General features: G+C 55.6%; 24 protein-coding genes and 1 riboswitch. Of the genes, 9 read left to right on the top strand and 15 right to left on the bottom strand.

Going from position 1 to position 26,730, the window contains the following annotated elements; all coding sequences use genetic code 11:
• Positions 1-2 precede the first annotated feature (2 nt).
• The 11 genes from mraY to leuO all read right to left on the bottom strand — a co-directional run bounded on the left by mraY (position 3) and on the right by leuO (position 12,801).
• Complete coding sequence (gene mraY, locus V1587_RS06165) at positions 3-1,085, bottom strand: phospho-N-acetylmuramoyl-pentapeptide-transferase (RefSeq protein WP_008501985.1); 1,083 nt, start codon at positions 1,083-1,085, stop codon at positions 3-5.
• Positions 1,079-2,437, bottom strand: coding sequence for a UDP-N-acetylmuramoyl-tripeptide--D-alanyl-D-alanine ligase (gene murF / locus V1587_RS06160; protein WP_371899280.1), 1,359 nt, complete (start codon positions 2,435-2,437; stop codon positions 1,079-1,081). Before murF ends, mraY begins: the two co-directional genes overlap by 7 nt.
• The gene (gene murE, locus V1587_RS06155) at positions 2,434-3,921 is read right to left on the bottom strand and encodes a UDP-N-acetylmuramoyl-L-alanyl-D-glutamate--2,6-diaminopimelate ligase (protein ID WP_371899281.1); all 1,488 of its coding nucleotides are present in this window, start codon (positions 3,919-3,921) and stop codon (positions 2,434-2,436) included. The genes murF and murE overlap by 4 nt, the downstream gene beginning before the upstream one ends.
• Positions 3,908-5,674, bottom strand: a complete 1,767-nt coding sequence (locus V1587_RS06150; RefSeq protein WP_029741225.1) for a peptidoglycan glycosyltransferase FtsI — start codon at positions 5,672-5,674, stop codon at positions 3,908-3,910. Before V1587_RS06150 ends, murE begins: the two co-directional genes overlap by 14 nt.
• A 15-nt stretch (positions 5,675-5,689) precedes the next feature.
• Positions 5,690-6,055, bottom strand: coding sequence for a cell division protein FtsL (gene ftsL, locus V1587_RS06145; protein WP_008501989.1), 366 nt, complete (start codon positions 6,053-6,055; stop codon positions 5,690-5,692).
• Positions 6,052-6,993 (bottom strand): 16S rRNA (cytosine(1402)-N(4))-methyltransferase RsmH, encoded by a 942-nt coding sequence (gene rsmH / locus V1587_RS06140; RefSeq protein ID WP_021240527.1) that lies wholly within the window; start codon positions 6,991-6,993, stop codon positions 6,052-6,054. Before rsmH ends, ftsL begins: the two co-directional genes overlap by 4 nt.
• A 2-nt stretch (positions 6,994-6,995) precedes the next feature.
• A complete protein-coding gene (gene mraZ / locus V1587_RS06135) occupies positions 6,996-7,454 on the bottom strand; it encodes a division/cell wall cluster transcriptional repressor MraZ (protein ID WP_021240528.1) in 459 nt (152 codons plus the stop codon).
• A gap of 599 nt (positions 7,455-8,053) precedes the next feature.
• On the bottom strand, positions 8,054-9,061 hold the full coding sequence (gene cra, locus V1587_RS06130) for a catabolite repressor/activator (protein ID WP_008501993.1): 1,008 nt from the start codon (positions 9,059-9,061) through the stop codon (positions 8,054-8,056).
• A 179-nt stretch (positions 9,062-9,240) separates the two neighbouring features.
• Positions 9,241-9,732 carry an acetolactate synthase small subunit gene (gene ilvN / locus V1587_RS06125; RefSeq protein ID WP_023310389.1) on the bottom strand — a complete coding sequence of 164 codons (492 nt, stop codon included), beginning with the start codon at positions 9,730-9,732 and terminating at the stop codon, positions 9,241-9,243.
• A 1-nt stretch (position 9,733) separates the two neighbouring features.
• The gene (gene ilvI / locus V1587_RS06120) at positions 9,734-11,458 is read right to left on the bottom strand and encodes an acetolactate synthase 3 large subunit (RefSeq protein WP_395314534.1); all 1,725 of its coding nucleotides are present in this window, start codon (positions 11,456-11,458) and stop codon (positions 9,734-9,736) included.
• Between the two features lie 380 nt (positions 11,459-11,838).
• Complete coding sequence (gene leuO, locus V1587_RS06115; protein ID WP_371899283.1) at positions 11,839-12,801, bottom strand: transcriptional regulator LeuO; 963 nt, start codon at positions 12,799-12,801, stop codon at positions 11,839-11,841.
• Between the two features lie 588 nt (positions 12,802-13,389).
• Between leuO and leuL the strand changes: the two genes are divergently transcribed.
• From leuL to leuD, 5 genes are all read left to right on the top strand, one after another.
• On the top strand, positions 13,390-13,476 hold the full coding sequence (gene leuL, locus V1587_RS06110) for a leu operon leader peptide (protein WP_071787438.1): 87 nt from the start codon (positions 13,390-13,392) through the stop codon (positions 13,474-13,476).
• Between the two features lie 91 nt (positions 13,477-13,567).
• Positions 13,568-15,139 carry a 2-isopropylmalate synthase gene (gene leuA / locus V1587_RS06105; protein WP_024907451.1) on the top strand — a complete coding sequence of 524 codons (1,572 nt, stop codon included), beginning with the start codon at positions 13,568-13,570 and terminating at the stop codon, positions 15,137-15,139.
• On the top strand, positions 15,139-16,230 hold the full coding sequence (gene leuB / locus V1587_RS06100; protein WP_089599190.1) for a 3-isopropylmalate dehydrogenase: 1,092 nt from the start codon (positions 15,139-15,141) through the stop codon (positions 16,228-16,230). The genes leuA and leuB overlap by 1 nt, the downstream gene beginning before the upstream one ends.
• 2 nt (positions 16,231-16,232) lie before the next feature.
• Complete coding sequence (gene leuC / locus V1587_RS06095; RefSeq protein ID WP_371899284.1) at positions 16,233-17,633, top strand: 3-isopropylmalate dehydratase large subunit; 1,401 nt, start codon at positions 16,233-16,235, stop codon at positions 17,631-17,633.
• Positions 17,634-17,643: 10 nt separating this feature from the next.
• Positions 17,644-18,249: a 3-isopropylmalate dehydratase small subunit gene (leuD, locus tag V1587_RS06090; protein WP_371899285.1), complete on the top strand. Its 606-nt coding sequence runs from the start codon at positions 17,644-17,646 to the stop codon at positions 18,247-18,249.
• Between the two features lie 91 nt (positions 18,250-18,340).
• Here the strand turns inward: leuD and V1587_RS06085 are convergent, their stop codons facing one another.
• From V1587_RS06085 to sgrT, 3 genes are all read right to left on the bottom strand, one after another.
• On the bottom strand, positions 18,341-18,493 hold the full coding sequence (locus V1587_RS06085) for a Hok/Gef family protein (protein WP_045907789.1): 153 nt from the start codon (positions 18,491-18,493) through the stop codon (positions 18,341-18,343).
• A 216-nt stretch (positions 18,494-18,709) separates the two neighbouring features.
• Positions 18,710-19,888, bottom strand: coding sequence for a sugar efflux transporter (locus V1587_RS06080; protein ID WP_371899286.1), 1,179 nt, complete (start codon positions 19,886-19,888; stop codon positions 18,710-18,712).
• Positions 19,889-20,007: 119 nt separating this feature from the next.
• Positions 20,008-20,160: a glucose uptake inhibitor SgrT gene (gene sgrT / locus V1587_RS06075; protein ID WP_371899287.1), complete on the bottom strand. Its 153-nt coding sequence runs from the start codon at positions 20,158-20,160 to the stop codon at positions 20,008-20,010.
• Positions 20,161-20,248: 88 nt separating this feature from the next.
• Here sgrT and sgrR point away from each other — a divergent pair, with 88 nt between their 5' ends.
• The 4 genes from sgrR to thiQ all read left to right on the top strand — a co-directional run bounded on the left by sgrR (position 20,249) and on the right by thiQ (position 25,327).
• Complete coding sequence (sgrR, locus tag V1587_RS06070) at positions 20,249-21,904, top strand: HTH-type transcriptional regulator SgrR (RefSeq protein ID WP_371899288.1); 1,656 nt, start codon at positions 20,249-20,251, stop codon at positions 21,902-21,904.
• Between the two features lie 36 nt (positions 21,905-21,940).
• A riboswitch (TPP riboswitch) is annotated at positions 21,941-22,041 on the top strand.
• 31 nt (positions 22,042-22,072) lie between these two features.
• Positions 22,073-23,056 (top strand): thiamine ABC transporter substrate binding subunit, encoded by a 984-nt coding sequence (thiB, locus tag V1587_RS06065; RefSeq protein WP_069303662.1) that lies wholly within the window; start codon positions 22,073-22,075, stop codon positions 23,054-23,056.
• On the top strand, positions 23,032-24,642 hold the full coding sequence (gene thiP / locus V1587_RS06060) for a thiamine/thiamine pyrophosphate ABC transporter permease ThiP (RefSeq protein ID WP_395314533.1): 1,611 nt from the start codon (positions 23,032-23,034) through the stop codon (positions 24,640-24,642). Before thiB ends, thiP begins: the two co-directional genes overlap by 25 nt.
• Positions 24,626-25,327, top strand: coding sequence for a thiamine ABC transporter ATP-binding protein ThiQ (gene thiQ, locus V1587_RS06055; RefSeq protein ID WP_371899290.1), 702 nt, complete (start codon positions 24,626-24,628; stop codon positions 25,325-25,327). The genes thiP and thiQ overlap by 17 nt, the downstream gene beginning before the upstream one ends.
• 552 nt (positions 25,328-25,879) lie before the next feature.
• On the opposite strand, the gene V1587_RS06050 is transcribed toward thiQ, so the two are convergent.
• A complete protein-coding gene (locus V1587_RS06050) occupies positions 25,880-26,647 on the bottom strand; it encodes a DedA family protein (protein ID WP_045327682.1) in 768 nt (255 codons plus the stop codon).
• Between the last annotated feature and the right edge of the window lie 83 nt (positions 26,648-26,730).

Here is a 26,730-nt window from a genome sequence, read left to right as displayed (position 1 = left end):
GATTAACGTACCTTCAGCGTTGCCAGGCCAATCAGCACCAGCATCAGCGAAATAATCCAGAAGCGCACAATCACGCGCGGCTCCGGCCAGCCTTTCAGTTCATAGTGGTGGTGAATCGGCGCCATACGGAAGATGCGCTGACCGCGCAGCTTGAAGGAACCGACTTGCAAAATCACCGACAGAGTTTCAACCACAAAAACGCCGCCCATGATCACCAGCAGGAACTCCTGACGCAGCAGTACGGCGATAATGCCGAGCGCACCGCCCAAAGCCAGAGAACCGACGTCACCCATAAAGACCTGCGCCGGATAGGTGTTGAACCACAGGAAGCCCAGCCCCGCGCCGACAATCGCCGTACAGACGATCACCAGTTCGCCCGCGTGGCGCAGATAAGGGATGTGCAGGTAGTTCGCAAAGTTCATGTTACCGGTCGCCCACGCCACCAGCGCAAAACCGGCGGCCACAAAGACGGTTGGCATAATGGCCAGGCCATCCAGACCGTCGGTCAGGTTAACGGCGTTGCCGGTACCGACAATCACAAAGTAGGCCAACAGGATGTAGAACAGCCCCAGCTGCGGCATCACGTCCTTAAAGAACGGCACGACCAGCTCGGTGGCAGGCGTGTCTTTTCCGGCCAGATACAGCGCGAAGGCTACGCCCAGCGCGATCACCGACATCCAGAAATATTTCCAGCGCGCGATCAGGCCCTTAGTATCTTTGCGGACGACTTTGCGATAATCATCAACAAAACCGATGATCCCGTAACCCACCAGTACCGTCAGCACACACCAGACATACGGGTTGGACGGGTACGCCCACAGCAGTACGGAAACAACGATGGCAGTCAGGATCATGATCCCGCCCATGGTCGGGGTACCGCGCTTGCTGAAGTGCGATTCCGGACCGTCGTTACGCACAACCTGGCCGAAAGAGAGTTTTTGCAGACGGGCAATCATGCGCGGGCCCATCCACAAAGAGATGAACAACGCAGTCAGCAGGCTGACGATGGCGCGAAACGTCAGATATGAAAAGACGTTAAAGCCTGAGTAATATTTGACCAAATGTTCGGCCAGCCAAACTAACATGTCCCGTTCTCCTGTAATGCGTGCACAACCTCTTCCATGGCGGCACTACGTGAACCTTTAACTAACACAGTCACAATTTGTTTTTCTGCAATCAACGCCTTAAGGCGCTCAATCAACGCGGTTTTTTCAGCAAAATGCTCGCCAACGCCGCTGGCCTGGCTAATCGCCTGGCTCAGTTTTCCTGCGCTCAGCACGCAGTCCAGCCCCGCCGCTTTCGCCGCTTCACCGACCTGGGTATGACAGGCTTCGCTTTCGTCGCCAAGCTCTGCCATATCGCCAACCACCATGATGCGGTAGCCCGGCATTTCAGATAACACCTGCACCGCCGCCGTCATCGAGCCAACGTTCGCGTTATAGGAGTCATCCAGCAGCAGTTTGTTTTCCGCCAGCTGGATTGGGAACAGACGACCCGGCACGGCTTTCAGGTTCGCCAGCCCGGCTTTGATCGCCTCATGTGAAGCGCCCACCGCCGTTGACAGCGCCGCCGCCGCAAGGACATTGGCGATGTTATGGCGACCCGGCAGCGGCAGCAGCACCTCCACGCCACCCGTTGGGGTCGTGAGGGTGAACTCGGTGCCGTGCGACGTCACATGGATATTGGTCGCCGTAAAATCACTGTTGGCCGCATTTGGCGAGAAGCGCCAGGTTTTACGCGCCCCAATGATGCTCTGCCAGTTTAGCCAGTCGTTGTTATCGGCGTTCAGAATAGCGATACCGTTTTCCGGCAGGCCGGTATAAATCTCGCCTTTCGCTTTCGCCACGCCTTCCAGCGATCCAAAGCCTTCCAGGTGCGCAGCCGCGAGGTTATTCACCAGCGCCGCTTCCGGACGAGTCAGGCTCACGGTCCAGGCGATTTCACCCTGGTGATTTGCACCTAACTCGATCACCGCATAATCGTGCTCTTTGGTCAGGCGAAGTAATGTCATCGGCACGCCGATGTCATTATTGAGGTTGCCCGCGGTATAAAGCGTGTTGCCGCACTGGCTGAGGATCGCCGCCGTCATCTCTTTCACTGACGTTTTGCCTGATGATCCGGTCAGCGCGACGACGCGAGCCGGCACCTGCTGACGAACCCAGGCAGCCAACTCACCGAACGCGAGACGCGTATCTTTCACCACAACCTGCGGCAGATCGATATCAAGCTTGCGGCTGACCAGCAGCGCACCGGCGCCGTTCTCTTTGGCCTGCCCGGCAAAATCATGCGCGTCAAAACGCTCGCCTTTCAGCGCCACGAACAGACAGCCTGCAGTGATTTTGCGGGTGTCCGTCGTTACGGCATCAATGGTCAGGTCTTGCCCGTGAAGTTCACCGTGCAGTACCGAAGCGGCCTTGCTTAACGAGAGGCTAATCATGCGACGACTCCCAGCAGGCGAGCTGCCGTTACGCGATCCGAGTAATCCAGACGGCGGTTGCCAACGATCTGATAATCTTCATGGCCTTTACCCGCCAGCAGAACAACATCATTCTCCTGTGCCTGCATGATGGTGTTCGTTACGGCTTCCGCGCGGCCTTCCACGACGCGCGCGCGACCCGCATCCAGCATGCCCGCCAGAATGTCATTAATGATGGCGCGCGGCTCTTCCGTACGCGGGTTGTCATCGGTGACAACCGGAATATCTGCGAACTGTTCCGCAATAGCGCCCATCAGCGGACGTTTGCCTTTGTCACGATCGCCGCCGCAGCCAAACACGCACCAGAGCTTACCGGTACAATGCAGGCGCGCCGCTTCCAGCGCTTTTTCCAGCGCGTCTGGCGTGTGGGCATAATCAACCACTACGGTCGGTTTACCGGGCGCGCTAAACACTTCCATACGGCCACAAACCGGCTGCAGACGCGCGGCGGTTTTCAGCAGTTCAGCCATCGGGTAACCCAGCGCCAGCAGCGTTGCCAGCGCCAGCAGCAGGTTGCTGACGTTAAACGCGCCCATCAGGCGGCTTTCAATTTCGCCTTCACCCCAGGAAGAGGCAAAGCGGATGGTCGCCCCGCTGTCGTGATATTTCACCTCAACCGCCTTCAGCCAGCGGCCGTGGCAGTTCGGATTGATATGGTCTTCCATCGATACGGCAACCGCATCCGGCAGCTTCGCCAGCCAGCGGCGGCCAACTTCATCGTCGGCATTGATGATCGCCTGACCACAGTGGTGAGTGGAATAGAGCAGCCATTTCGCAGCTTCGTAGTGCTCCATATCACCATGATAATCAAGATGATCGCGGCTCAAATTGGTAAACACTGAAGCGGCAAATTTCAGCGCCGCGACGCGGTGCTGTACCAGACCGTGCGAAGAGACTTCCATCGCCGCAAAGGTTGCGCCCTGCCCTGCCAGACCGGCAAGCACGTGCTGTACGTCAACCGCGGAGCCGGTGGTGTTTTCCGTCGGGCTCACTTTGCCCAGCAGACCGTTACCCACGGTCCCCATCACCGCGCCGGTTTCACCCAGTAGCTGAGCCCACTGCGCCATCAGCTGCGTGGTGGTAGTTTTTCCGTTGGTACCCGTTACGCCAACCAGACGCAGCCGATCGGAAGGTTCGTGATAAAAACGTCCCGCCAGCGCGGAAAGACGCTCGTTTAACTGGCTGAGATAGATAACCGGCACCCCGTGCATTTCACGGATCTCACCGTCGGTTGCCTCATCTTTAGCCTCAGCAATAATGGCAGCCACACCTTGCGCAATCGCCTGCGGGATATAACGACGCCCGTCCGCCTGATGACCGACCACCGCCACAAAAAGATCGCCAGAAGCAGCCACGCGGCTGTCCAGTACCATCTCTCGCAGTGCTCGCTCCGGTGCATTTGGCACCCACGGAGCGAGAAGGTCGCGCAAATTACGATCTGCCACCTGTACCCTCGCCTTGATTAATTACAAATTCACTTTTTTCGCCCGTCGCCAGCGCATCCGGTTCAATGTTCATGGTGCGTAACACGCCGCCCATGATGGCCCCGAACACAGGCGCGGAGACGGCGCCGCCGTAGTATTTACCCGCCTGTGGATCGTTTATCACGACCACCAGCGCAAAACGCGGATTGCTTGCAGGCGCAACGCCTGCGGTATAGGCAATGTATTTGTTGATATAGCGGCCGTCCGGCCCTACTTTTTTCGCTGTACCGGTTTTAATGGCGATACGATAGCCTTTAATCGCCGCCTTCACGCCGCCGCCGCCCGGCAGCGCCACGCTTTCCATCATATGAACAACAGTACGGACGGTTGATTCCGGGAAGATACGCTCGCCGGGAACCGGTGGATCAACTTTGGTAATCGACAGCGGACGATAAACGCCATAGCTGCCGATCGTTGCGTAGACTCGCGCTAACTGTAACGGTGTCACCATTAGCCCGTAGCCGAAAGAGAAGGTGGCCCTCTCTATGTCAGACCACCGTTGTTTTTGAGGATATAAGCCACTGCGTTCTCCGACCAACCCCAAATTGGTCGCCTTTCCAAGCCCAAAACGTGAGTAAGTCTCTACTAACGCTGAGGACGGCATCGCTAACGCCAGCTTTGAAACACCGACGTTACTCGACTTCTGTAACACCCCGGTCAGGGTCAATTCGCTGTAGCGCGCCACGTCTTTGATTTCGTGGCCGTTAATTCGATATGGAATGGTATTCAGTACGGTGTTTTCATTGACGATACCGCGCTGAAGTGCAGTCATGACCACCATCGGCTTAACGGTCGAGCCCGGCTCGAACACGTCGGTGATGGTACGGTTACGCATAACATCCTTTTGCGTACCGGTGAGATTGTTAGGGTTGTAGGACGGGCTATTGGCCATCGCCAGCACTTCACCCGTGTTGACATCAACTAACACGGCACTGCCCGATTCCGCTTTGTTAAAGGCCACGGCATTGTTCAGCTCGCGGTAAACCAGCGCCTGTAGCCGCTCATCGATACTCAGCGCAAGGTTGTGTGCGGCCTGGCTGTCCGTTGAGGAAATATCTTCAATTACGCGACCATAGCGGTCTTTACGCACAATGCGCTCGCCCGGCTGACCGGTGAGCCATTTATCAAAGCTTTTTTCAACGCCTTCAATCCCCTGGCTATCAACGTTAGTAAAGCCAATGAGGTGAGCAGTTACTTCGCCGGATGGATAGTAACGACGGGACTCTTCACGCAGATGGATCCCCGGCAGCTTCAGTTTTTTGATGTAGTCAGCCATGTCAGGGTTCACCTGACGCGCCAGATAAATAAACCGCCCTCTCGGGTTGGTATTCACGCGTGAAGCTAACTGGTCCAGAGGCATCTTCAGGGCGTCTGCAAGGGCCTTCCAGCGGTTATCAAGCGTGATCCCGCCAGCATCATGCAGTTCTTTCGGATCGGCCCAGATCGCTTTCACCGGCACGCTCACCGCCAGCGGACGACCCGAGCGGTCGGTGATCATCCCGCGGGAGGTCGACACCTCCTGGACTCGCAGAGAGCGCATATCGCCCTGGCGTACCAGCATGTCAGGGGCGACGATTTGCAGCCAGGCCACGCGTCCCAGCAGAAAACCCAGAGCGAGTAAAATGCAGCCGCAAAGCAACGCAAAACGCCAACTGATAAAGTTGGCCTGTTCTTCCTGACGTTTTGGTTTTAGCGTTTTTGCCGCTGCTTTCATGCGTCGCGTTTTCCCTTATTTTTGTACTACGATATTTTCCTGCGAAGGATCAACATGCTGCAGCTGCAGCTTTTCCGTTGCGATCCGTTCAACCCGGCTGTGATCGCCGAGCGCGTTTTCTTCAAGGATCAGATTTCGCCATTCAATATCCAGCGCATCGCGTTCCAGTACCATCTGCTCGCGTTGCGCAGTCAATAAACGTGTATGGTGGGCGGTGGTCACCACCGTAACTGCCGTGACAATGATGCAAATGAACAGACAGAGTGGCAGTTTCCCAAACCGCAAAAGATCGTCGCCGATCACGCCAGGCAAGGCATGGCGCTCGTTGCTTCCTAACGAATCCTTAACTTTGCTTAGGGTCTCTGTCACTCTGCCGATCATGCGTTCGTCCTCTCTGCAACACGCAGCACTGAACTACGGGCGCGTGGATTCTCTGCCACTTCTTCTTCGCCCGGCATCAACTTGCCTAATGCTCGCAACTGACGGCCACCCAGCTTCCTGAGTTGTTCTTCCGTCATCGGCAGCCCCGCTGGCACCTGAGGACCGCGGCTTTGTTCACGCATAAAGCGTTTCACAATACGGTCTTCCAGCGAATGGAAGCTGATGATGGATAACCGCCCACCCGGGGCCAGCACGTCTAGCGAGCTTTTTAGCGCCAGCTCTATTTCCTCCAGTTCACTGTTTACCCAGATGCGAACCGCCTGGAAGGTACGGGTCGCGGGATGTTTGTGCTTATCTTTCACCGGTGTCGCCGCCGCGATAACTTCGGCCAACTCTTTAGTGCGGGTCATGGGCTCAATGCGATTGCGCTCAACGATGGCGCGCGCAATACGTTTGCCAAAGCGCTCCTCGCCGAACGTTTTGATGACCCATGCAATATCGGCTTCGTCAGCGGTCTGTAACCACTCAGCGGCAGACTGACCACGCGTCGGGTCCATTCGCATATCCAGCGGACCATCACGCATAAAGGAGAAACCACGTTCAGCGTCATCAAGTTGGGGTGAAGAGACGCCAAGATCGAGAAGAATCCCGTCGATCTTGCCCGTCAGGCCGCGCTCAGCGACATAATCCGCGAGCGCAGAGAAAGGTCCATGCACGATGGAAAAGCGTGGGTCATTGATGGTCTGTGCAACGGCAATAGCCTGCGGATCGCGATCGATTGCCAACAGACGTCCTTCCTCTCCAAGCTGGGAGAGAATCAAACGCGAGTGACCACCGCGACCAAACGTGCCATCAATGTAGATGCCATCCGGACGAATATTCAGGCCGTTAACGGCCTCGTCCAGTAACACCGTTTTATGTTTATAATTTTCCATCATATTTATAGAGACAAGTCCTGCAGCCGTTCCGATAATGTCGCGGAATCAGACTGCTCAGCGTCGATATCTTCCTTGACCTGTTGATACCAGGTCGTTTCATCCCACAGTTCAAACTTGTTGAACTGACCGACCAGCATCACTTCTTTGGTCAGACCGGCATGTTGCCGCAACACAGGGGCAATCAGTAATCGCCCTGCGTTATCCATCTGACATTCACTGGCATGTCCCAATAAAAGCCGCTGTACGCGACGTTCCTGCGGGTTCATGCTCGACAGTCGCGACAGCTTTTGCTCAATAATTTCCCATTCAGGCAAGGGGTAAAGCAGCAGGCAGGGGGAGTTAATGTCAATGGTGCAAACCATTTGACCCGCAGCGTTCTCAATCAGCTGGTCGCGGTATCGGGTTGGAACCGATAAACGCCCTTTGCTGTCGAGATTGACTAACGTAGCTCCACGGAACATGCCAGTCTCACCCCTCCTCACCACTTTAACCCACAAATTCCCACCTAAAGGAGTTTACGGAGCGAGGGAAAAGCTTGTCAAGCCGGGACTCTCCCTATAAGGACTCGAAAGCCCTCTATTTACAGAGATAAACAGTCCTGGTTAATAACTGCACAACTGGCGAGGCAAAATTAACGTTATGAATATTTGTAAGAAAAAAACCGAATATGCACACTAGCGTTAAAGCTCACTCAATATCATCGCAGATAAATATAAAGTGTCAGTTTGCGACGCGGGCAGCATTTTATGACAGATTCTCAGGGGATAACAGCGCCAGATGCACCCAGGCCCCCGGTAACCGCGGCGGTTGCCACGTTAGCTGGCAAAGGAGGAGGAAAAACGTCTGAATATTCATCGGCCGACGAGGGTTTGTAACAAAATAATACAAAGAATGCCGTTTAAAATCGCCAGGGCTTTCTTTAAAAGGACAATTTAAAAGGTAGAATGAATTAAGAAAATAGGTGATAAGGATCCCTCAAGAATTATCCTAATTTCTCTCCGGGAATTATCTGCACGAATTATCGCAACAAAATGGGGCAGATTTCTCCACCCCAGTCATTTCATTTTTGGCGGCTTAAAATTCCGCGATGGTAGAGATTACGTTTGATACGCGTCAGGCCCGGCTTCGGCTTGCGCGGCTCATCCAGGCTTGCAAGCACAATCTCAAGCACGCGTTCAGCCACATCGCGGTGACGCTGTGCTACCGCCAGCACCGGGCACTGGAGGAAGTCGAGCAGCTCGTTATCCCCGAACGTGGCTATCGCCAGGTCGGAGGGCAGCTTACCTTCACGGCGTAAGGTCACATCCATGACCCCCTGCAACAGTGCGAACGACGTGGTGAACAACGCCTGAGGCATCGGATGCGTTTCCAGCCATTTCTCGAACAGCTGCGCGGCGGCTTCACGCTCGTAGCTGTTGGCATAAAGGTAGTGAACCTCGCGCGGATCGTCCTTCCAGGCAGTTCTGAACCCCTGCTCACGCAGAAAGCTCACGGAAAGCTCGGGCAACGCGCCAAGATACAGCACCGTTTCAGCGGGGAATGTTCTCAGCTCTGCGGCCAGCATTTCGGCATCATCCTGATCCGCACCGACGACGCTGGTGAAATGTTCGCGATCGAGCGCGCGATCCAGCGCAACGATTGGGAACGGGTCGTTCGCCCAGCGCTGGTAGAACGGATGCTCTGGCGGCAAGGAGGTCGACACGATGATGGCATCCACCTGGCGCTGGAGAAGGTGCTCAATGCAGCGCATCTCGTTGTCAGGCTGATCTTCCGAGCACGCAATCAGCAATTGATAGCCGCGCTGGCGCGCCTGACGTTCAAGATAGTTGGCGATACGGGTATAGCTGGTGTTTTCCAGGTCAGGGATAACCAGACCAATAGAGCGGGTACGCCCGGCACGCAGACCGGCTGCGACAGCATTCGGATGGTAGTTATGCTCACGAACCACCGCCATAACTTTTTCAACGGTCTTGTCGCTGACACGGTACTGCTTTGCTTTACCGTTAATCACATAGCTGGCCGTTGTTCGTGACACGCCGGCTAGCCGGGCGATTTCATCCAGTTTCACAATTGCCCCTTAAAAAAAGAAAAGAGTCCATGGCCCTGTCAAGGTTATGGTTAAATCTTTTAACATCTAAACGCAGAAAAGCCTTCGCGGCAACCGCTTTTATCTGCGTTGTCGGCTGATTACGCAAAAAAAAGCCCGGCTTTGGTGACCGGGCAGAAAGAGGCGAACCTTTTTGACAACTAACGCATGATCTTCTCGCCGCGTGACAGACCCACTACACCCGATCTCGCCACCTCGACAATTTTTGCGACGTCCCGCACGGACGCCAGGAAAGCATCCAGCTTGTCGCTTGTCCCGACCAGCTGAACCGTATAAAGAGAAGGCGTGACGTCGATAATCTGTCCGCGGAAAATATCCGCATTGCGTTTGACTTCATCACGCCCGTAGCCACTGGCCTGGATTTTCACCAGCATGACCTCACGTTCAACGTAGGCCCCCTGCCCCAGCTCGCTCACGCGAAGTACGTCGACCAGCTTGTGCAGCTGTTTTTCAATTTGCTCAAGCACTTTGGCATCGCCGACGGTTTGGATCGTCATGCGCGACAGCGTCGGGTCTTCCGTCGGGGCAACGGTCAGGCTTTCAATGTTATAGCCGCGCTGCGCAAAAAGGCCAATGACGCGCGACAGTGCGCCAGACTCGTTTTCCAGTAAAACAGATAATATCCGGCGCATATCAGGTTCTCTCCGTTTTGCTTAACCACATTTCATCCATACCACCACCACGAATATGCATCGGATAAACGTGCTCGGTTCCATCAACAATCACATCCATAAAGACGAGGCGGTTGTTTTTAACGTGCTCAAGCGCTTGTGCAAGCTTCGTCTCCAGCTCGGCCGGATCGGTCACTCGCATCCCAACATGGCCATAAGCTTCAGCAAGACGAACAAAATCCGGCAGCGATTGCATATATGACTGCGAATGACGGCCAGAGTAGATCATATCCTGCCACTGCTTCACCATACCGAGGTAGCCGTTATTCAGGTTCAGCACGAGAACCGGCAGCTCATACTGCAGCGCGGTAGACAGCTCCTGAATGTTCATCTGAATACTGCCGTCCCCCGTCACGCAGACGACGGTTTCATTCGGCAGCGCCAGCTTCACGCCCAGCGCGGCAGGCAGACCAAAGCCCATGGTTCCTAAACCACCGGAGTTGATCCAGTGTCGCGGTTTATCAAACGGGTAATACAGGGCGGCAAACATCTGGTGCTGCCCCACGTCTGAGGTCACGTAAGCCTCACCTTTCGTCAGTCGCCACACCGCTTCAATGACCGCCTGCGGCTTAATGTTTTCACTTTGCGTGTCATATTTCAGGCACTGACGCGCCCGCCAATGTTCAATCTGCTGCCACCAGTCGCGGATCTCATCCAGCGGCTGGGTGGCGCTCTCCTGGGCCAGCAGATCCAGCATTTGCTCCAGAACCTGACGGGCATCGCCGACGATAGGCACATCAGCCGACACCGTTTTTGAAATGGATGTCGGATCGATATCAATGTGCAGCACGGTGGCGTTCGGGCAATACTTCGCCAGGTTGTTGGTGGTGCGATCGTCAAACCGCACGCCGACGGCAAAGATCACATCGGAATGGTGCATCGTCATGTTAGCTTCATAGGTACCGTGCATGCCCAGCATCCCCAGCGCCTGACGATGGCTGGCAGGAAACGCCCCCAGACCCATCAGCGACGACGCAACGGGAAGGTTGAGTTTTTCAACCAGCTCGCAAAGCTGGGCTTCACAGGCAGAGTTAATCGCCCCACCACCGACATAGACCACCGGTTTTTTGGCTGCCAGAAGCGTTTGCAATGCCCGCTTGATCTGTCCTTTATGCCCCTGCGTTGTCGGATTGTAAGAACGCATGCTCACCGAGTCCGGCCAGACGTACGGCAGCTTGTTTGCCGGGTTGAGGATATCTTTAGGCAGATCGACCACCACCGGTCCCGGGCGCCCGCTTGCTGCCAGCCAGAAGGCTTTTTTCAGTACGGCGGGAATGTCTTCTGTTTGCTTGACCAGGAAGCTGTGCTTCACAACGGGACGTGAAATCCCAACCATGTCGCACTCCTGAAACGCATCGTAGCCAATCAGTGAGGTTGCCACCTGCCCGGAGAGGATCACCAGCGGGATGGAGTCCATATAGGCTGTCGCAATGCCGGTAATGGCGTTTGTCGCACCGGGGCCTGACGTGACTAACACCACGCCTACTTCACCCGTCGCGCGTGCCAGGCCGTCAGCCATGTGTACCGCCGCCTGCTCGTGACGTACAAGAACATGGTCAATGCCCCCAACCGTATGCAGCGCATCATAAATATCGAGGACCGCACCGCCAGGGTAGCCGAACACTTGCTTTACGCCCTGATCGATCAGTGACCGAACGACCATTTCCGCGCCAGACAACATCTCCATGCTTTGCCTCCAGGCATTTTGTTATAGACGGACTGCCGAATTCATTTCCGCACCGTCTTACGATTGGGATAAACCAATCTTATATTTTGCAGAGTGTTCTTTACCTTAACCGCTCGTTATGAGGCAGGCAATTAGCAAACCCGGGGAGATAAACGGTGCGTAAAGCAGAAAAAGCAGCCGTTAACTGAAGATATAGTTAATTCCTCTGGGAATAGAGGACGGTGTGATAAATCATCGCTGGAAAGCGCGACAATGCAGGAAATCATCTATTTTTGCGTGCCGCAGAGCAGCCCGAAAAAAAGCATCGCAGAACAAAATAGCAATTATCTAAAAAAAATCAGGATAAATCACATAAACCCATGCGATTTATCCTGATGCGTTTACCGGCGGCAGATACCAACCAGCAACTCTTCCATCCACTGATGTCCTTTATCCCGGCCCGCTGCTTCATGCCAGGAAAGATAACAGGTACGGCTATTTAGCTTGAGCGGCAGAGGCAAAACTTGCAGATTTAAAGGGTCAGAAAACTCTTCTGCCAGCCAGCGCGGCGCAATCGCCACCAGCTGCGTCTGGGATACCACGTTTAATACGCTGACCATGGCCATGCCCTGATAAGCCACGCTCGCCTGCTTATCCGCAGTGTCATACCACGGCAGGCTAAAGGACGCATATCTGTCGAGTGCCACAACGGCGTGCTGCTCGTTATAAACATCGTTTTCTCGCAGCGGAGAATTCATGCGTGGATGCTTTTTACTGGCGACCAGAACCATTTCATCTTTAAACAGCGGCACGCAGGAAAATTCCGGACGACGGAACTCTTCATATCCCAGAACAAATTCGATCTCCTGATAGCGCAACTGATGTTCTGTGTTTTGATTCAGAGATGATTTAAAAATAAGATTGATATTTGGTGCGATCTCTTCAACTTTATTATATATAATCGACGTTAGATAATTATCTAATGGGCTACAGACACAAAGATGGAATACGCGCTCACTGCTTAAGGGTTCAAAGCCCGAACCCGGCAGCTCATTTTGAACCAGTTGCAACGCCTGGCGAATGGAGCCAAACAGCTGAAATGCGCGCGCCGTCGGCTGGATCCCTCTCCCGTATCGAACAAATAATTCGTCGTTAAACATGACTTTAAGTCTGGAAACGGCATTACTCACGGCAGGTTGTGACATCCCCAACGTTTGGGCCGCTCGGGTGATATTCTGTTCCTGCATGACAGCATCAAACACCGTCAGAAGATTAAGATCCACCGTGCGTAACTGCGGTTTAATCCCATCAGTAGCTTGAGGTTGTTTAATATTATTTTCTGGCACTTCTGACTCCACTGTCACGCTACACTCCCTTTGCCATCATACGGTAATAATCTCGAAAAATATGATTTATCATGCAAATACGATCGGCGAAAGAGAATTATTTAAAATTCAGAATATATAAAGACTCTATATAAACGAAAACTAATGAGCGCAAATGATATGTTTGACTTTAGGCTCTGAATGAAACCATAAACCAAACAAATATACAATTACCATCAGGTTAATGTTGACTTAAGCATTATTAAACTATTAGTGCTATCGACCTACAGTTAGTTAACAACCTGATATCTCCTTTCGTTTTTCAGCGTACTGGAATAGATTCACTGTATTTATAACTTAATGATATCCAAACTCTTTAAGCACAAAGCATCTTCTTCAACACATTTTACTCATTTTAAACAATTATATTTATTTGTTTCTGCAATTCTTTTATTAAGTCCGAAATTAGACAATTTATCGGGCTACGTAAGCTAAAACCAGCACAATTAGCTAAAGCGAATATACTGTAAATTCCGTCATTCGGGCCCGTTTTCATCCTCAGGGGTTGACATGAACAGCCGTATCCAGTACCACTAAAAGCATATTGAATTTAACGGAGCACGATTCATGATTCGCACCATTCGTTTCACCGGTCTACTACTACTAAACGCATTCACTGTGCGCGGTAGACTGGCGGGCGAAATTCAGCGTTGAATCGTCACCAGTAAGACTAAAAACCCGCGCCACTGCGCGGGTTTTTTTATGCTCGTAGCAAGGCGCCCTAAGACTGACAAGGACCTAACCCATGAGCCAGCAAGTCATTATTTTCGATACTACTTTACGTGACGGTGAACAGGCATTACAGGCAAGCCTGAGTGTAAAAGAGAAACTGCAGATCGCGCTGGCTCTCGAACGTATGGGTGTCGACGTGATGGAGGTCGGTTTCCCGGTCTCTTCTCCGGGTGATTTCGAATCCGTCCAGACTATCGCTCGCACGATCAAAAACAGCCGCGTGTGTGCCCTGGCGCGCTGCGTAGAGAAAGACATCGACGTTGCCGCCGAGTCATTGAAAGTCGCCGAAGCGTTCCGTATCCACACCTTTATTGCAACCTCGCCCATGCACATCGCAACCAAGCTGCGCAGCACGCTGGATGAGGTGATTGAGCGCGCGGTCTACATGGTTAAGCGTGCACGCAACTATACCGATGACGTCGAATTCTCCTGTGAAGATGCGGGTCGTACGCCAATCGAAGACCTGGCGCGCGTTGTGGAAGCCGCCATCAACGCGGGCGCGAAAACCATCAATATCCCGGACACCGTTGGCTACACCATGCCGTTTGAGTTTTCCAACATCATCACCGGCCTGTATGACCGCGTACCGAATATTGATAAGGCAATTATTTCCGTCCACACCCACGATGATTTGGGTCTGGCCGTGGGCAACGCAATCGCCGCCGTCCACGCCGGGGCGCGCCAGGTAGAAGGCGCGATGAACGGTATCGGCGAACGCGCGGGCAACTGTTCGCTGGAAGAAGTGATCATGGCGATCAAAGTGCGCAAAGACATCATGGACGTACACACACGCATTAATCACAACGAAATCTGGCGCACCAGCCAGACCGTCAGCCAGATTTGCAACATGCCCATTCCGGCTAACAAAGCGATTGTCGGGACTGGCGCTTTCGCACACTCCTCCGGTATTCACCAGGATGGTGTCCTGAAGAACCGTGAAAACTACGAAATCATGACCCCGGAATCCATCGGCCTGAATCAGGTGCAGCTGAACCTGACCTCCCGTTCCGGCCGCGCGGCGGTTAAGCACCGTATGGAAGAGATGGGTTACAAGGACAGTGATTACAACATGGATCAGCTGTATGACGCGTTCCTGAAACTGGCCGACAAAAAAGGTCAGGTGTTCGACTATGACCTGGAAGCGCTGGCCTTTATTAACAAGCAGCAGGAAGAGCCAGAGCACTTCCGTCTGGATTACTTCAACGTGCAGTCCGGCTCCAGCAACATCGCCACTGCCTCGGTCAAACTGGCCTGCGGTGATGAAATTAAAGCAGAGGCCGCGAACGGTAACGGCCCTGTCGATGCCATCTACCAGGCGATTAACCGCGTCACAGAGTACGACGTTGAGCTGGTGAAGTATGACCTGACGGCCAAAGGCCACGGCAAAGACGCACTGGGTCAGGTTGACATTGTTGTTACCCACAATGGCCGCCGCTTCCATGGCGTGGGCCTGGCGACCGATATCGTTGAATCCTCCGCAAAAGCGATGGTGCATGTGCTGAACAACATCTGGCGCGCCGCCGAAGTCGAAAAAGAGTTGCAACGCAAAGCTCAGAATAAAGAGAACAACAAGGAAACCGTGTAATGTCGAAGAATTACCATATTGCTGTGTTACCGGGCGACGGTATTGGTCCGGAAGTGATGGCACAGGCGCTGAAAGTACTGGAAGCCGTTCGCGCGCGTTTTGCGATGAAAATCACCACCAGCCACTACGATGTGGGCGGTATTGCGATTGATAACCACGGTACGCCACTGCCAAAAGCGACCGTGGAAGGCTGTGAAAATGCCGATGCCGTGCTGTTCGGTTCCGTCGGTGGTCCAAAATGGGAACACCTGCCGCCAGCAGAGCAGCCAGAGCGCGGTGCGCTGCTGCCGCTGCGTAAACATTTCAAACTGTTCAGCAACCTGCGTCCGGCGAAGCTGTATCAGGGTCTGGAAGAGTTCTGCCCGCTGCGCGCGGATATCGCCGCCAACGGTTTCGACATTCTGTGCGTGCGTGAACTGACCGGAGGAATCTATTTCGGTCAGCCAAAGGGGCGCGAAGGCAGCGGTCAACACGAGAAAGCGTTCGACACCGAGGTATATCACCGTTTCGAAATCGAACGTATCGCCCATATTGCGTTTGAGTCGGCGCGCAAACGTCGCCATAAGGTGACCTCTATTGATAAAGCGAACGTGCTGCAGTCTTCTATTTTGTGGCGCGAGATCGTCAGCGAAGTCGCTAAACAGTACCCGGACGTTGAGCTGTCGCACATGTACATCGACAACGCGACCATGCAGCTGATTAAGGATCCGTCCCAGTTTGACGTCCTGCTGTGCTCCAACCTGTTCGGCGATATTCTCTCTGACGAGTGTGCGATGATCACCGGCTCCATGGGGATGCTGCCATCCGCAAGCCTGAATGAAGAAGGCTTTGGCCTGTACGAGCCTGCGGGCGGCTCCGCGCCGGATATCGCCGGCAAGAACATTGCCAACCCGATTGCGCAGATCCTCTCCCTGGCCCTGCTGCTGCGCTACAGCCTGGATGCAGGCGATGCGGCAACCGCAATTGAGAACGCCATTAACCGGGCGTTAGAAGAAGGCGTCCGTACCGGCGATTTAGCACGCGGCACGGCGGCAGTCAGTACCGATGAAATGGGCGACATTATTGCCCGCTATGTCGCTGAAGGGGTGTAATCATGGCCAAGACGTTATATGAAAAGTTGTTTGATGCGCACGTTGTTTACGAGGCACCAAACGAAACCCCGCTGCTGTACATCGATCGTCATCTGGTACACGAAGTGACCTCACCTCAGGCATTTGACGGCCTGCGCGCGCACAAGCGTCCGGTACGTCAGCCGGGTAAAACCTTCGCGACGATGGATCACAACGTTTCCACCCAGACCAAAGACATTAACGCCTCGGGTGAGATGGCGCGCATCCAGATGCAGGAGCTGATTAAGAACTGCAATGAATTTGGCGTTGAGCTGTACGACCTGAACCACCCTTATCAGGGCATCGTCCACGTGATGGGGCCTGAGCAAGGGATTACCCTGCCGGGCATGACCATCGTCTGCGGCGACTCCCATACCGCAACACACGGCGCGTTTGGCGCCCTGGCGTTCGGGATTGGCACCTCTGAAGTTGAACACGTTCTGGCGACGCAGACCCTGAAGCAGGGCCGCGCCAAAACGATGAAGATTGAAGTGAAGGGCAAAGCTGCACCTGGCATTACCGCGAAAGATATCGTGCTGGCGATTATCGGTAAAACCGGCAGCGCAGGCGGTACCGGCCACGTTGTTGAATTCTGCGGTGAAGCCATCCAGGCGCTGAGCATGGAGGGTCGCATGACCCTGTGCAACATGGCCATTGAGATGGGTGCCAAAGCCGGGCTGGTCGCGCCAGATGAAACGACCTTTAACTATGTGAAGGGCCGTCTGCACGCGCCGAAAGGGCAGGATTTTGACGACGCGGTAGCCTACTGGAAAACCCTGAAAACCGACGACGGGGCAACGTTTGATACCGTTGTCACGCTGCAGGCAGAAGATATTGCCCCTCAGGTGACCTGGGGCACCAACCCGGGGCAGGTGATTTCCGTCAATGACGCCATTCCCGATCCTGCCTCCTTCGCCGATCCGGTCGAGCGCGCCAGTGCGGAAAAAGCGCTGGCCTATATGGGGCTGAAGCCCGGCGTGCCGTTGACCGACGTGACCATTGATAAAGTGTTTATCGGCTCCTGCACCAACTCCCGTATCGAAGATTTGCGGGCGGCGGCTGAGATCGCCAAAGGCCGTAAAGTCGCGCCGGGCGTACAGGCGCTGGTGGTTCCAGGCTCCGGTCCGGTGAAAGCCCAAGCGGAAGCCGAAGGTCTGGATAAGATCTTTATAGAAGCAGGCTTCGAGTGGCGTCTGCCGGGCTGTTCCATGTGTCTGGCCATGAACAACGATCGCCTGAATCCGGGTGAGCGCTGTGCCTCCACCAGCAACCGTAACTTTGAAGGCCGTCAGGGCCGCGGTGGGCGCACCCATCTGGTCAGCCCGGCAATGGCCGCCGCTGCGGCAGTCACCGGCCATTTCGCCGACATTCGCAGCCTGAAATAAGGAGACAATCATGGCAGAGAAATTTACCCAACATACGGGCCGGGTTGTCCCGCTGGACGCCGCTAACGTCGATACTGACGCTATTATTCCGAAACAGTTTCTGCAGAAGGTGACGCGTACCGGTTTCGGCGCTCATCTGTTCAACGACTGGCGATTCCTGGACGATAAGGGTGAAGTGCCTAATCCGGAATTCGTTCTGAACTTCCCGGAATACAAAGGTGCCTCCATTTTGCTGGCGCGGGAAAACTTTGGCTGCGGCTCGTCGCGTGAGCATGCGCCATGGGCGTTGACCGACTACGGCTTTAAGGTGGTCATTGCCCCGAGTTTCGCGGATATCTTCTACGGCAACAGCTTCAACAACCAGCTTCTGCCGGTAACGCTGAGCGATGAGCAGGTCGACGAATTGTTCGCGCTGGTTAAGGCGAATCCGGGCATGTCGTTTGAAGTGGATCTGGAAGCGGAAGTGGTGAAAGCCGGGGATAAGACCTACAGCTTCAGCATTGATGCGTTCCGCCGCCACTGCATGCTGAACGGTCTGGACAGCATTGGCCTGACGCTGCAGCACGAAGACGCCATCTCAGCGTACGAGAACAAACAGCCTGCGTTTATGGGCTAAAGGCAATGGCCCGCGAAGCGCGGGCCATTGATAAGGGTGCGTTGAGGCTCAACCACTCTGGAGAGGCGGGGAATTTTCCCCGCCCATACCGCTAACGTTTCGCTTCGTAAGCCAACACTGCCGCCATTTCTGTTTTCTCCTGTCTGAAATGCAATTCACATAACGAATCACGGACCATCCAGGTGAAGATCAACAACGTCGTACAGATCAGAAACAAACCTAACAGCAGAGTACGTTTTGGCATTCCAGCCTCCTTATTGCTTTTCGGCAATGAAGAGACTAACCTCGCAATGTGGGTTGTGAAGTTGATCTCCCCATCAATCTTTTGATGTGGGACTCTCCACTGTTTGCCTCTTGCGAAAGCCTGAGGCAAACAGCCTCAAGCACCCGCCACGCACTCTATTCCCCTTCGCGAGCTCTGTCAGAATGTCGTTCCATTTTGTGAAGCCGTCTTCCAGAATCAGACGTCTTTTACCCGGCAGGTCAGCAGGAGCGTCACAACGGATATCGCCGCAATCACCCAGTAAACAGAAGCATGCCCATAGCTTTGCGCCAGCGCGCCCTGGATCACACCGGCAAGAATCACGCCGGTTGAAATACTGTTCGTAAAGAGCGTCGTAGCCGATCCCGCGCGTCCGGGCATCAGATCCTGAAACCAGAGCATGCCGATTCCGGCGACGATCCCAATGAACACGGCATTGAACAGCTGCAGCGCCAGTAGCGCTTCGCGCGAGTGGAATAAGATCAGCCCAAGATAAAACAACACCCCGGCAGCAACCGCAACCACCATCATTTTGCGTTTACCGAAACGCTTTACGTAATATCCCGCCAGAATCATCGCCGGAATTTCCAGCCCGGCAGCGGTTCCCATTAAGATCCCGGCGAGCTTGTCCGGTAAGCCCAGATCGCTGCTGATCCACAGCGGCATATCGATGATGTACATGGTGTTGCAGGTCCACATCAGCGTGGAGGCAATAAACAGCATGCGGACGTTTTTGTCCTGCCAGCCGCTCACCTGGGTGAGAGGTTTATCCGGTGTCTGTTCGACGCGCGCCACGGACGGCAGCGCGAAGGCAATCAATACCAGGCTGATGACAAATATCCCGGCGGCAATGGAGAACATAGTGGTAAAGCCGTAGTTCAACGCCAGCATAAAGGCCAGCGGCGGGCCAATGACCCACGCCAGCGAGAGCTGGGCACGCATCACCGAGCTGAACATCACCACTTCCCGCGCCGAGCTATCCGCATATTCCCGGGCCAGCGCGAACAGCTGCGGCATAGCGGTGTTCGCCAGCGACGCCAGCAGCACGCCACAGGTAATGAGCGTCAGGTAGTGGCGGTTAAAGGCAAAGAGCAGCGCGTTGCCCACGGCCATGGCGCAGCAAAAGAGGATCAGCCTGCGGCGATCGCCCTGGCTGTCCGATCGTTTCGCCAGCGCGAGGCTGACCAGAATCCCGGCGATGGCGTTGACGGTATAAAACAGGCCGACCCAAAACGGCTGCGCCCCCACCTCGCGGCTGAGAAACAGGCTCAGCGTCGGCGCCTGCAGCGCCCCCGCCACGCCCATCATAAAGGCCACCAGCATAAAAGCGGCATACACGCCGTTCAGGCGTCGCCCCATCGTCATCAACCACAGCATGCGCAAGTCCTTGTGAAAGCGAATCAAAATTGGGTGAATAGTAAACGAAAAAAGCCAGCAAAAACATTTTGCTGGCGGGTGATAAGCACCAATACTCAGTCACACATGATCGAGGCGAGTTAGCGGGAAGAGGTCGGTTTCGTAACGTCCCACTGCATCAATTCTTCTAACGTTTTCAGCCGTTGCTCTGCACACCGGCGGGCCAGCCAGGACGATCCCTTTGTCGCTGAAAAGTACTGCTGATAAAACTGACGTGCGGTAGACCTCTTCATAATTTACCTCCTCACTTCATCGAGGAGAATTATTGGCCTAATATAGGGATAAATAAATTGCTGGTTTTTTGTCAGGAGTTCCCCTTTTATGCCTTCCGGCCGTCTGCAACAACAGTTTATCCGCCTCTGGCAGTGCTGCGAGGGGCAATCGCAGGAGACCACGCTCAACGAGCTGGCTGACTTGCTTAGCTGTTCCCGCCGCCATATGCGCACGTTGCTGAACACCATGCAGCAGCAGGGTTGGTTAAGCTGGGAAGCAGAGGCGGGACGCGGCAAACGCTCGCGACTGACCTTTCTCTATACCGGGCTGGCGCTACAGCAGCAGCGCGCAGAAGATCTGCTGGAGCAGGACCGCATCGATCAGCTGGTCCAGCTGGTGGGCGACAAGGCCGCCGTGCGCCAGATGCTGGTTTCCCATCTCGGACGCAGTTTTCGTCAGGGCCGACACATCCTGCGGGTGCTCTACTATCGTCCGATGAAAAATCTGTTACCCGGCACAGCTTTACGCCGCTCAGAAACCCATATGGCCCGACAAATCTTCAGCGGCCTGACGCGGATAAATGAGGAAAACGGGGAACTGGAAGCGGATATCGCGCACCACTGGCAGCAGCTTTCCCCGCGCCACTGGCGCTTTTTCTTACGCCCCGGCATCCACTTTCACCACGGTCGCGAGCTGGAAATGCACGACGTCATCGCCTCTCTGGAACGCGCCCGCAAGCTCCCGCTCTACTCCCATATCTCCCGCGTCCACTCCCCCACGGCCTGGACGCTGGATATTGAACTGTCGCAGCAGGACAAGTGGCTTCCCTGGCTGCTGGGCTATGTGCCGTCGATGATTTTGCCCGGCGACTGGGAATCGATGAACAATTTTGCCAGCCTGCCGATTGGCACCGGGCCCTACTCCGTCTCCCGCAATAACAGCAACCAGCTGAAAATCCGCGCGTTCGATGACTACTTTGGCTATCGGGCGCTGATCGACGAAGTGAACGTGTGGGTATTGCCGGATCTCAATGAAGACCTGAGCTGCGGACTGACGCTTGAAGGCCCTACCACCGGAGAAAAGGCCGTGGAGAGCCGCCTGGAGGAGGGCTGCTACTATCTCCTCTTTGACCGCCGCCCCCACCGTGGGGCAAACCCGGCCGTCCGCAAGTGGATCAGCCACGTGCTGTCTCCTTCCAATCTTATCTACCATGCGGAAGAGCAATACCAGACATACTGGTTCCCGGCGTACGGCCTGCTTCCGCGCTGGCACCACGCCCGCCCAACGCGCTGCGACAAACCCGCGGGGCTGGAGTCCATCACCCTGACCTACTACCGCGAGCATGTTGAGCATCGTTTTATCGCGCGGATCATGACCCGACTGCTGGCAGCCGAGGGGGTCAAGTTAGAGGTCAGGGAAGTGGACTATGACGAATGGCATCAGGGTGAGCTTACCAGCGATATCTGGCTGAACAGCGCCAACTTCACCCTGCCGCTCGATTTTTCATTATTCTCACACCTGTATGAAGTCCCGCTGATCCAGCACTGCATCGACCGGGACTGGCAGCAGGATGCCGCCCTGTGGCGTGCGGGCGAGATGAATCTTGCCGTTTGGTGCCAGCAGCTGCTGGCCGAGCAGGCAATCGTCCCGCTGATCCACCACTGGCTGATGATCCAGGGCCAGCGCAGCATGCGCGGCTTGCGGATGAACACCCTGGGCTGGTTTGATTTTAAATCCGCCTGGTTTGCGCCGCCGGAGCCATAACGCTTTCGTAATATTCACCAAATCATTACAATAGCGCCGTTCTCAACGGGGTGCTGCATCACAGATGTGCGCTGAGATAATACCCGTCGAACCTGATCCGGATAACGCCGGCGAAGGGATTTGAGGCTGTCGCTCAAAATCCTTTGCCACTCAACCCTGAGGTGCAAAGTGTTAAAAAAAGTTCTCCCCCTGCTGGCGCTGTTCGCGCTGCCTGCTTTTGCCAAACCCGTCCTGACGGTCTACACCTACGATTCGTTCTCCGCCGACTGGGGCCCTGGCCCGGTGGTCAAAAAAGCCTTTGAAGCTGACTGCAACTGCGAGCTGAAGTTCGTGGCGCTGGAAGATGGCGTTTCGCTGCTCAACCGCCTGCGCATGGAGGGAAAAAACAGCAAAGCCGACGTGGTGCTCGGACTGGATAACAACCTGCTGGAAGCCGCCTCGCAAACCAAACTCTTTGCCAAAAGCGGCGTAGCGGCAGATGCCGTTAACGTGCCGGGCGGCTGGAAAAACGACACTTTTGTGCCGTTCGACTATGGCTACTTTGCTTTTGTTTACGACAAAAACAAGCTGAAAAACCCGCCGAAGAGCCTGAAAGAGCTGGTGGAAAGCGACCAGAAGTGGCGCGTGATTTATGAAGATCCGCGGACCAGCACGCCGGGCCTGGGTCTGCTGCTGTGGATGCAAAAGGTCTACGGGGATAAAGCGCCGGAAGCGTGGCAGAAGCTGGCCGCCAAAACCGTCACCGTGACCAAAGGCTGGAGCGAAGCCTATGGCCTGTTCCTCAAAGGCGAAAGCGACCTGGTGCTGAGCTACACCACCTCCCCGGCCTACCACATTATCGCCGAGAAGAAAGATAACTATGCTGCCGCAGATTTTGCGGAAGGGCACTATCTGCAGGTGGAAGTGGCCGCGCGTACCGCTGCCAGCAAACAGCCCGAGCTGGCCGAGAAGTTCCTTAAATTTATGGTTTCACCGGCATTCCAGAACGCGATTCCCGCAGGCAACTGGATGTATCCGGTCACTAACGTTGCGCTGCCTGCAGGTTTTGAACAGTTGACCAAACCGAAAACCTCGCTGGAGTTTACGCCGCAACAGGTCGCCGCGCAGCGTGCCGCATGGGTAAGTGAATGGCAACGCGCCGTCAGCCGTTAATTCCCGGCTGGTTATTGCCCGGGCTGCTCGCCGCCGTACTGATGGTGGTAGTCAGCCTGGGGGCTTTTCTTGCATTGTGGTTTAACGCGCCAGAGAGCGACCTGCTCGCCCTCTGGTACGATAGCTACCTATGGCACGTCATTCGCTTCTCTTTCTGGCAGGCGTTTCTCTCTGCCCTGATGTCGGTGCTCCCGGCTATTTTTCTTGCACGCGCGCTGTATCGGCGGCGTTTCCCCGGCAGGCAGGCCCTGCTGCGCCTGTGCGCCATGACGCTGATCCTGCCCGTGCTGGTAGCGGTATTTGGCATTCTGAGCGTTTACGGTCGCCAGGGCTGGCTGGCATCGCTGTTCGGCCAGCTTGGTCTGGAATGGTCATTCTCGCCTTACGGACTGCAGGGCATCCTGCTGGCGCACGTCTTTTTCAATATGCCGATGGCAACGCGCCTCTTTTTGCAGGCGCTGGAGAACATTCCCGGCGAACAGCGTCAGGTTGCCGCCCAGCTCGGCATGCGCGGCGCGTCGTTCTTCCGCTTTGTCGAATGGCCGTGGCTGCGCCGCCAGCTCCCGCCCGTGGCGGCATTAATCTTCATGCTCTGCTTTGCCAGCTTTGCCACCGTGCTGTCGCTCGGCGGCGGGCCGCAGGCCACTACCATTGAGCTGGCGATTTACCAGGCGCTGAGTTACGACTACGATCCCGGCCGCGCCGCGCTGCTGGCGATAGTCCAGATGGCGTGCTGTCTTGCGCTGGTGCTGTTGAGCCAGCGGCTGAGTAAAGCCATTCCCGCTGGCAGTCATCAAATAACCGGCTGGCGCGATCCGCAGGACAGCCTGCACAGCCGCGTCAGCGATTTTATCCTGATCGCGCTGGCGCTTCTGCTACTGCTGCCGCCGCTGATGGCCGTTATCGTTGACGGACTGAACCTCAATCTCATGTCAGTCCTGCAACAGCCCGTCCTCTGGCAGGCCACCTGGACCTCGCTGCGTATCGCGCTGGCGGCAGGATTACTGTGTGTCATCCTGACCATGATGCTGCTGTGGAGCAGCCGTGAGCTTTTCGCCCGCCGGGCGCAAAAAGCCGGACAAATGCTGGAGCTGACGGGCATGCTGATTCTGGCAATGCCGGGGATCGTGCTGGCAACGGGCTTCTTTTTACTGTTTAACAGCACCATCGGCCTGCCGGAAAGCGCCGACGGCATTGTGATCTTTACCAACGCCTTAATGGCCATCCCTTATGCGCTCAAGGTGCTGGAAAACCCGATGCGCGACGTCAACAGCCGCTACGGTTTGCTGTGCCAGTCGCTGGGCATGCAGGGCTGGCAGCGGCTGAAGGTGGTCGAACTGCGCGCGCTAAAGCGTCCCCTGGCTCAGGCGCTGGCGTTTGCCTGCGTGCTCTCTATTGGAGACTTTGGCGTCGTGGCGCTGTTCGGCAATGACGATTTCCGCACGCTGCCATACTGGCTCTATCAGCAAATCGGCTCTTACCGCAGTCAGGACGGTGCGGTCACCGCGCTGTTACTGCTGCTGCTGTGCTTTGCCTTATTTACCGTTATCGAGAAACTTCCGGGGCGTGATGTTAAAACTGACTGATGTAACCTGGCTTTATCAGCATCTGCCGATGCGCTTCACGCTCTCCGTGCGCCAGGGAGAGATGCTCGCCGTGCTTGGCCCAAGCGGTGCGGGAAAAAGCACGCTGCTTAATCTGGTTGCGGGTTTTCTGCAACCGGCAAGCGGATCGATCGTCATAGATAACCGGGATCATACCCACACGCCGCCCGCAAAACGTCCGGTTTCAATGCTGTTTCAGGAAAACAACCTGTTTACCCACCTGACGGTGCGGCAAAACATCGCGCTGGGAATGCACCCGGGACTCAGGCTGAACGATGACCAGCGCCATAAGCTGGAGGTCATTGCCGCGCAGATGGGGATCACCGGGTTTATCGACAGGCTGCCGGGCGAGCTTTCCGGCGGCCAGCGTCAGCGCGTGGCGCTGGCGCGTTGTCTGGTGCGCGAACAGCCGATACTGCTGCTGGATGAGCCGTTCTCGGCGCTCGATCCCGCGCTGCGTCAGGAGATGCTGGCCCTGGTGCAGGAGGTCTGTCAGCGCCAGCAGCTGACGATGCTGATGGTTTCGCACAGTATTGAGGATGCTGCACGGATTGCGCCGCGATCGGTAGTCGTTGCCGAAGGGCGAATTGCGTGGGATGGGAAGACGGAAGAGCTGCTCAGTGGTCAAGCGGGGGCGTCTTCTTTGTTGGGGATTCGTGCGGTCTGATGCCCTCACCCTGGCCCTCTCCCACAGGGAGAGGGTTTCCCACAAAATAATGCCTGCACGGACGACCCCCTCTCCCTTGAGGGAGAGGGCTGGGGTGAGGGGGAACATACGGCTGTGGAGGTCATTCCGTTCACTTTATGTTCCTTGCTACTCTGTGATTCCTGTACCGGTGAACGTGCCAGTGCGGCTCAATCGCCGCCGCCCTGGCGACCCTGGCTCCCGGCGGTAAATCGCCGCTTCGCGGATTGCTCGCCCCATCCCTGGGGCTCACCCTTTAAGGTCCAGCGCATGCGCTGTCCAAAATTGCTCCCGGCAATTTTGTCCTCAGCTTATTCCTTCAGGCTATCGGGTCGGGCATGAGCCTGCATCCCTGCAGGCCACGCCCTCTCGGCGCATCCCTGCGCCTCGCCCCGGCCTTACGGAAACGCTTCGGCGATTTACAGCCGGACCAGGGCATCGCTGTAAGCCATTCATTTTCCTGATACCACATTTATCGCTTCCGGTTAAAAAATTACTGGGGATTTCTCAGCCCACAGGGAGAGGGAAAACACCTTAACGACTTACCACCTTCAACAGGATCTCACCGTACACCGGCATCAGCGGGTGACGAATCAGCGCGACCAGAGCAACCACCGCCACGCCGAGCGTCAGCGGGGCCAGCCAGAGCAGGCGAGTGCGCGGGAGATAGCGCGTCAGGCGATCGACACTGGCTTTCGCGCTGCGCCATAGCCGCCAGCAGAGCCATGCCGCCAGCCACAGCAGCAGCGCCGTGCCCAGCAGCAGCCACTTAAACTCACCGCTTTGCATACCGTCAGGAATATCAATGGCAGCACCCGCGAGGATCCCCGGCAGGAAGTAGAACGGCGGCCAGAAGACGCAGCCGATAATGTTTGGCACCACGAATTTCGCAACGGGCAGATCCAGCATCCCGGCCACCATCGGCACCAGCGGACGCGTTGGCCCTACGAAGCGGCCGACGAGGATAGTAAACATGCTGTGCTGGTGCAGCGCATGCTCGGTCTTATCCAGCAAAGCTTTGTTCTTTTTCATGAACGACCAGCGGTGCAGCGGCTTCTTAAAGCGCCAGCCCAGCCAGAAGGAGATCCAGTCGCCGAGCAGGCAGCCGATAATTCCCGCCAGCCACGCCTGCCAGAAATTGACCTCACCGCTGCCAATCAGGGCCCCAAGCCCCGCCATCATCACGGTACCGGGCAGGATTAACCCGACGAGCGCCAGCGATTCCAGAAACGCCACCAGCGCCACGGCGATGAGCGAGTACATAACGGACTGGGTAATAAAGTGTTCCAGCAATGCCTGCATAACTATTCCGGTCAGAAAACGAATCAGCGATTCTGCTTAGCGCCCCGCACCGCGTCAAGGCAACAATTGTCTGAATAGTTTAC

The sequence above is a fragment of the Enterobacter sp. ECC-249 genome (genome assembly GCF_043965265.1).
Classification (GTDB): domain Bacteria; phylum Pseudomonadota; class Gammaproteobacteria; order Enterobacterales; family Enterobacteriaceae; genus Enterobacter; species Enterobacter quasiroggenkampii.
Note: the sequence above shows the minus strand (reverse complement) of the source record. Positions and strands in the feature narration are given on the sequence as shown.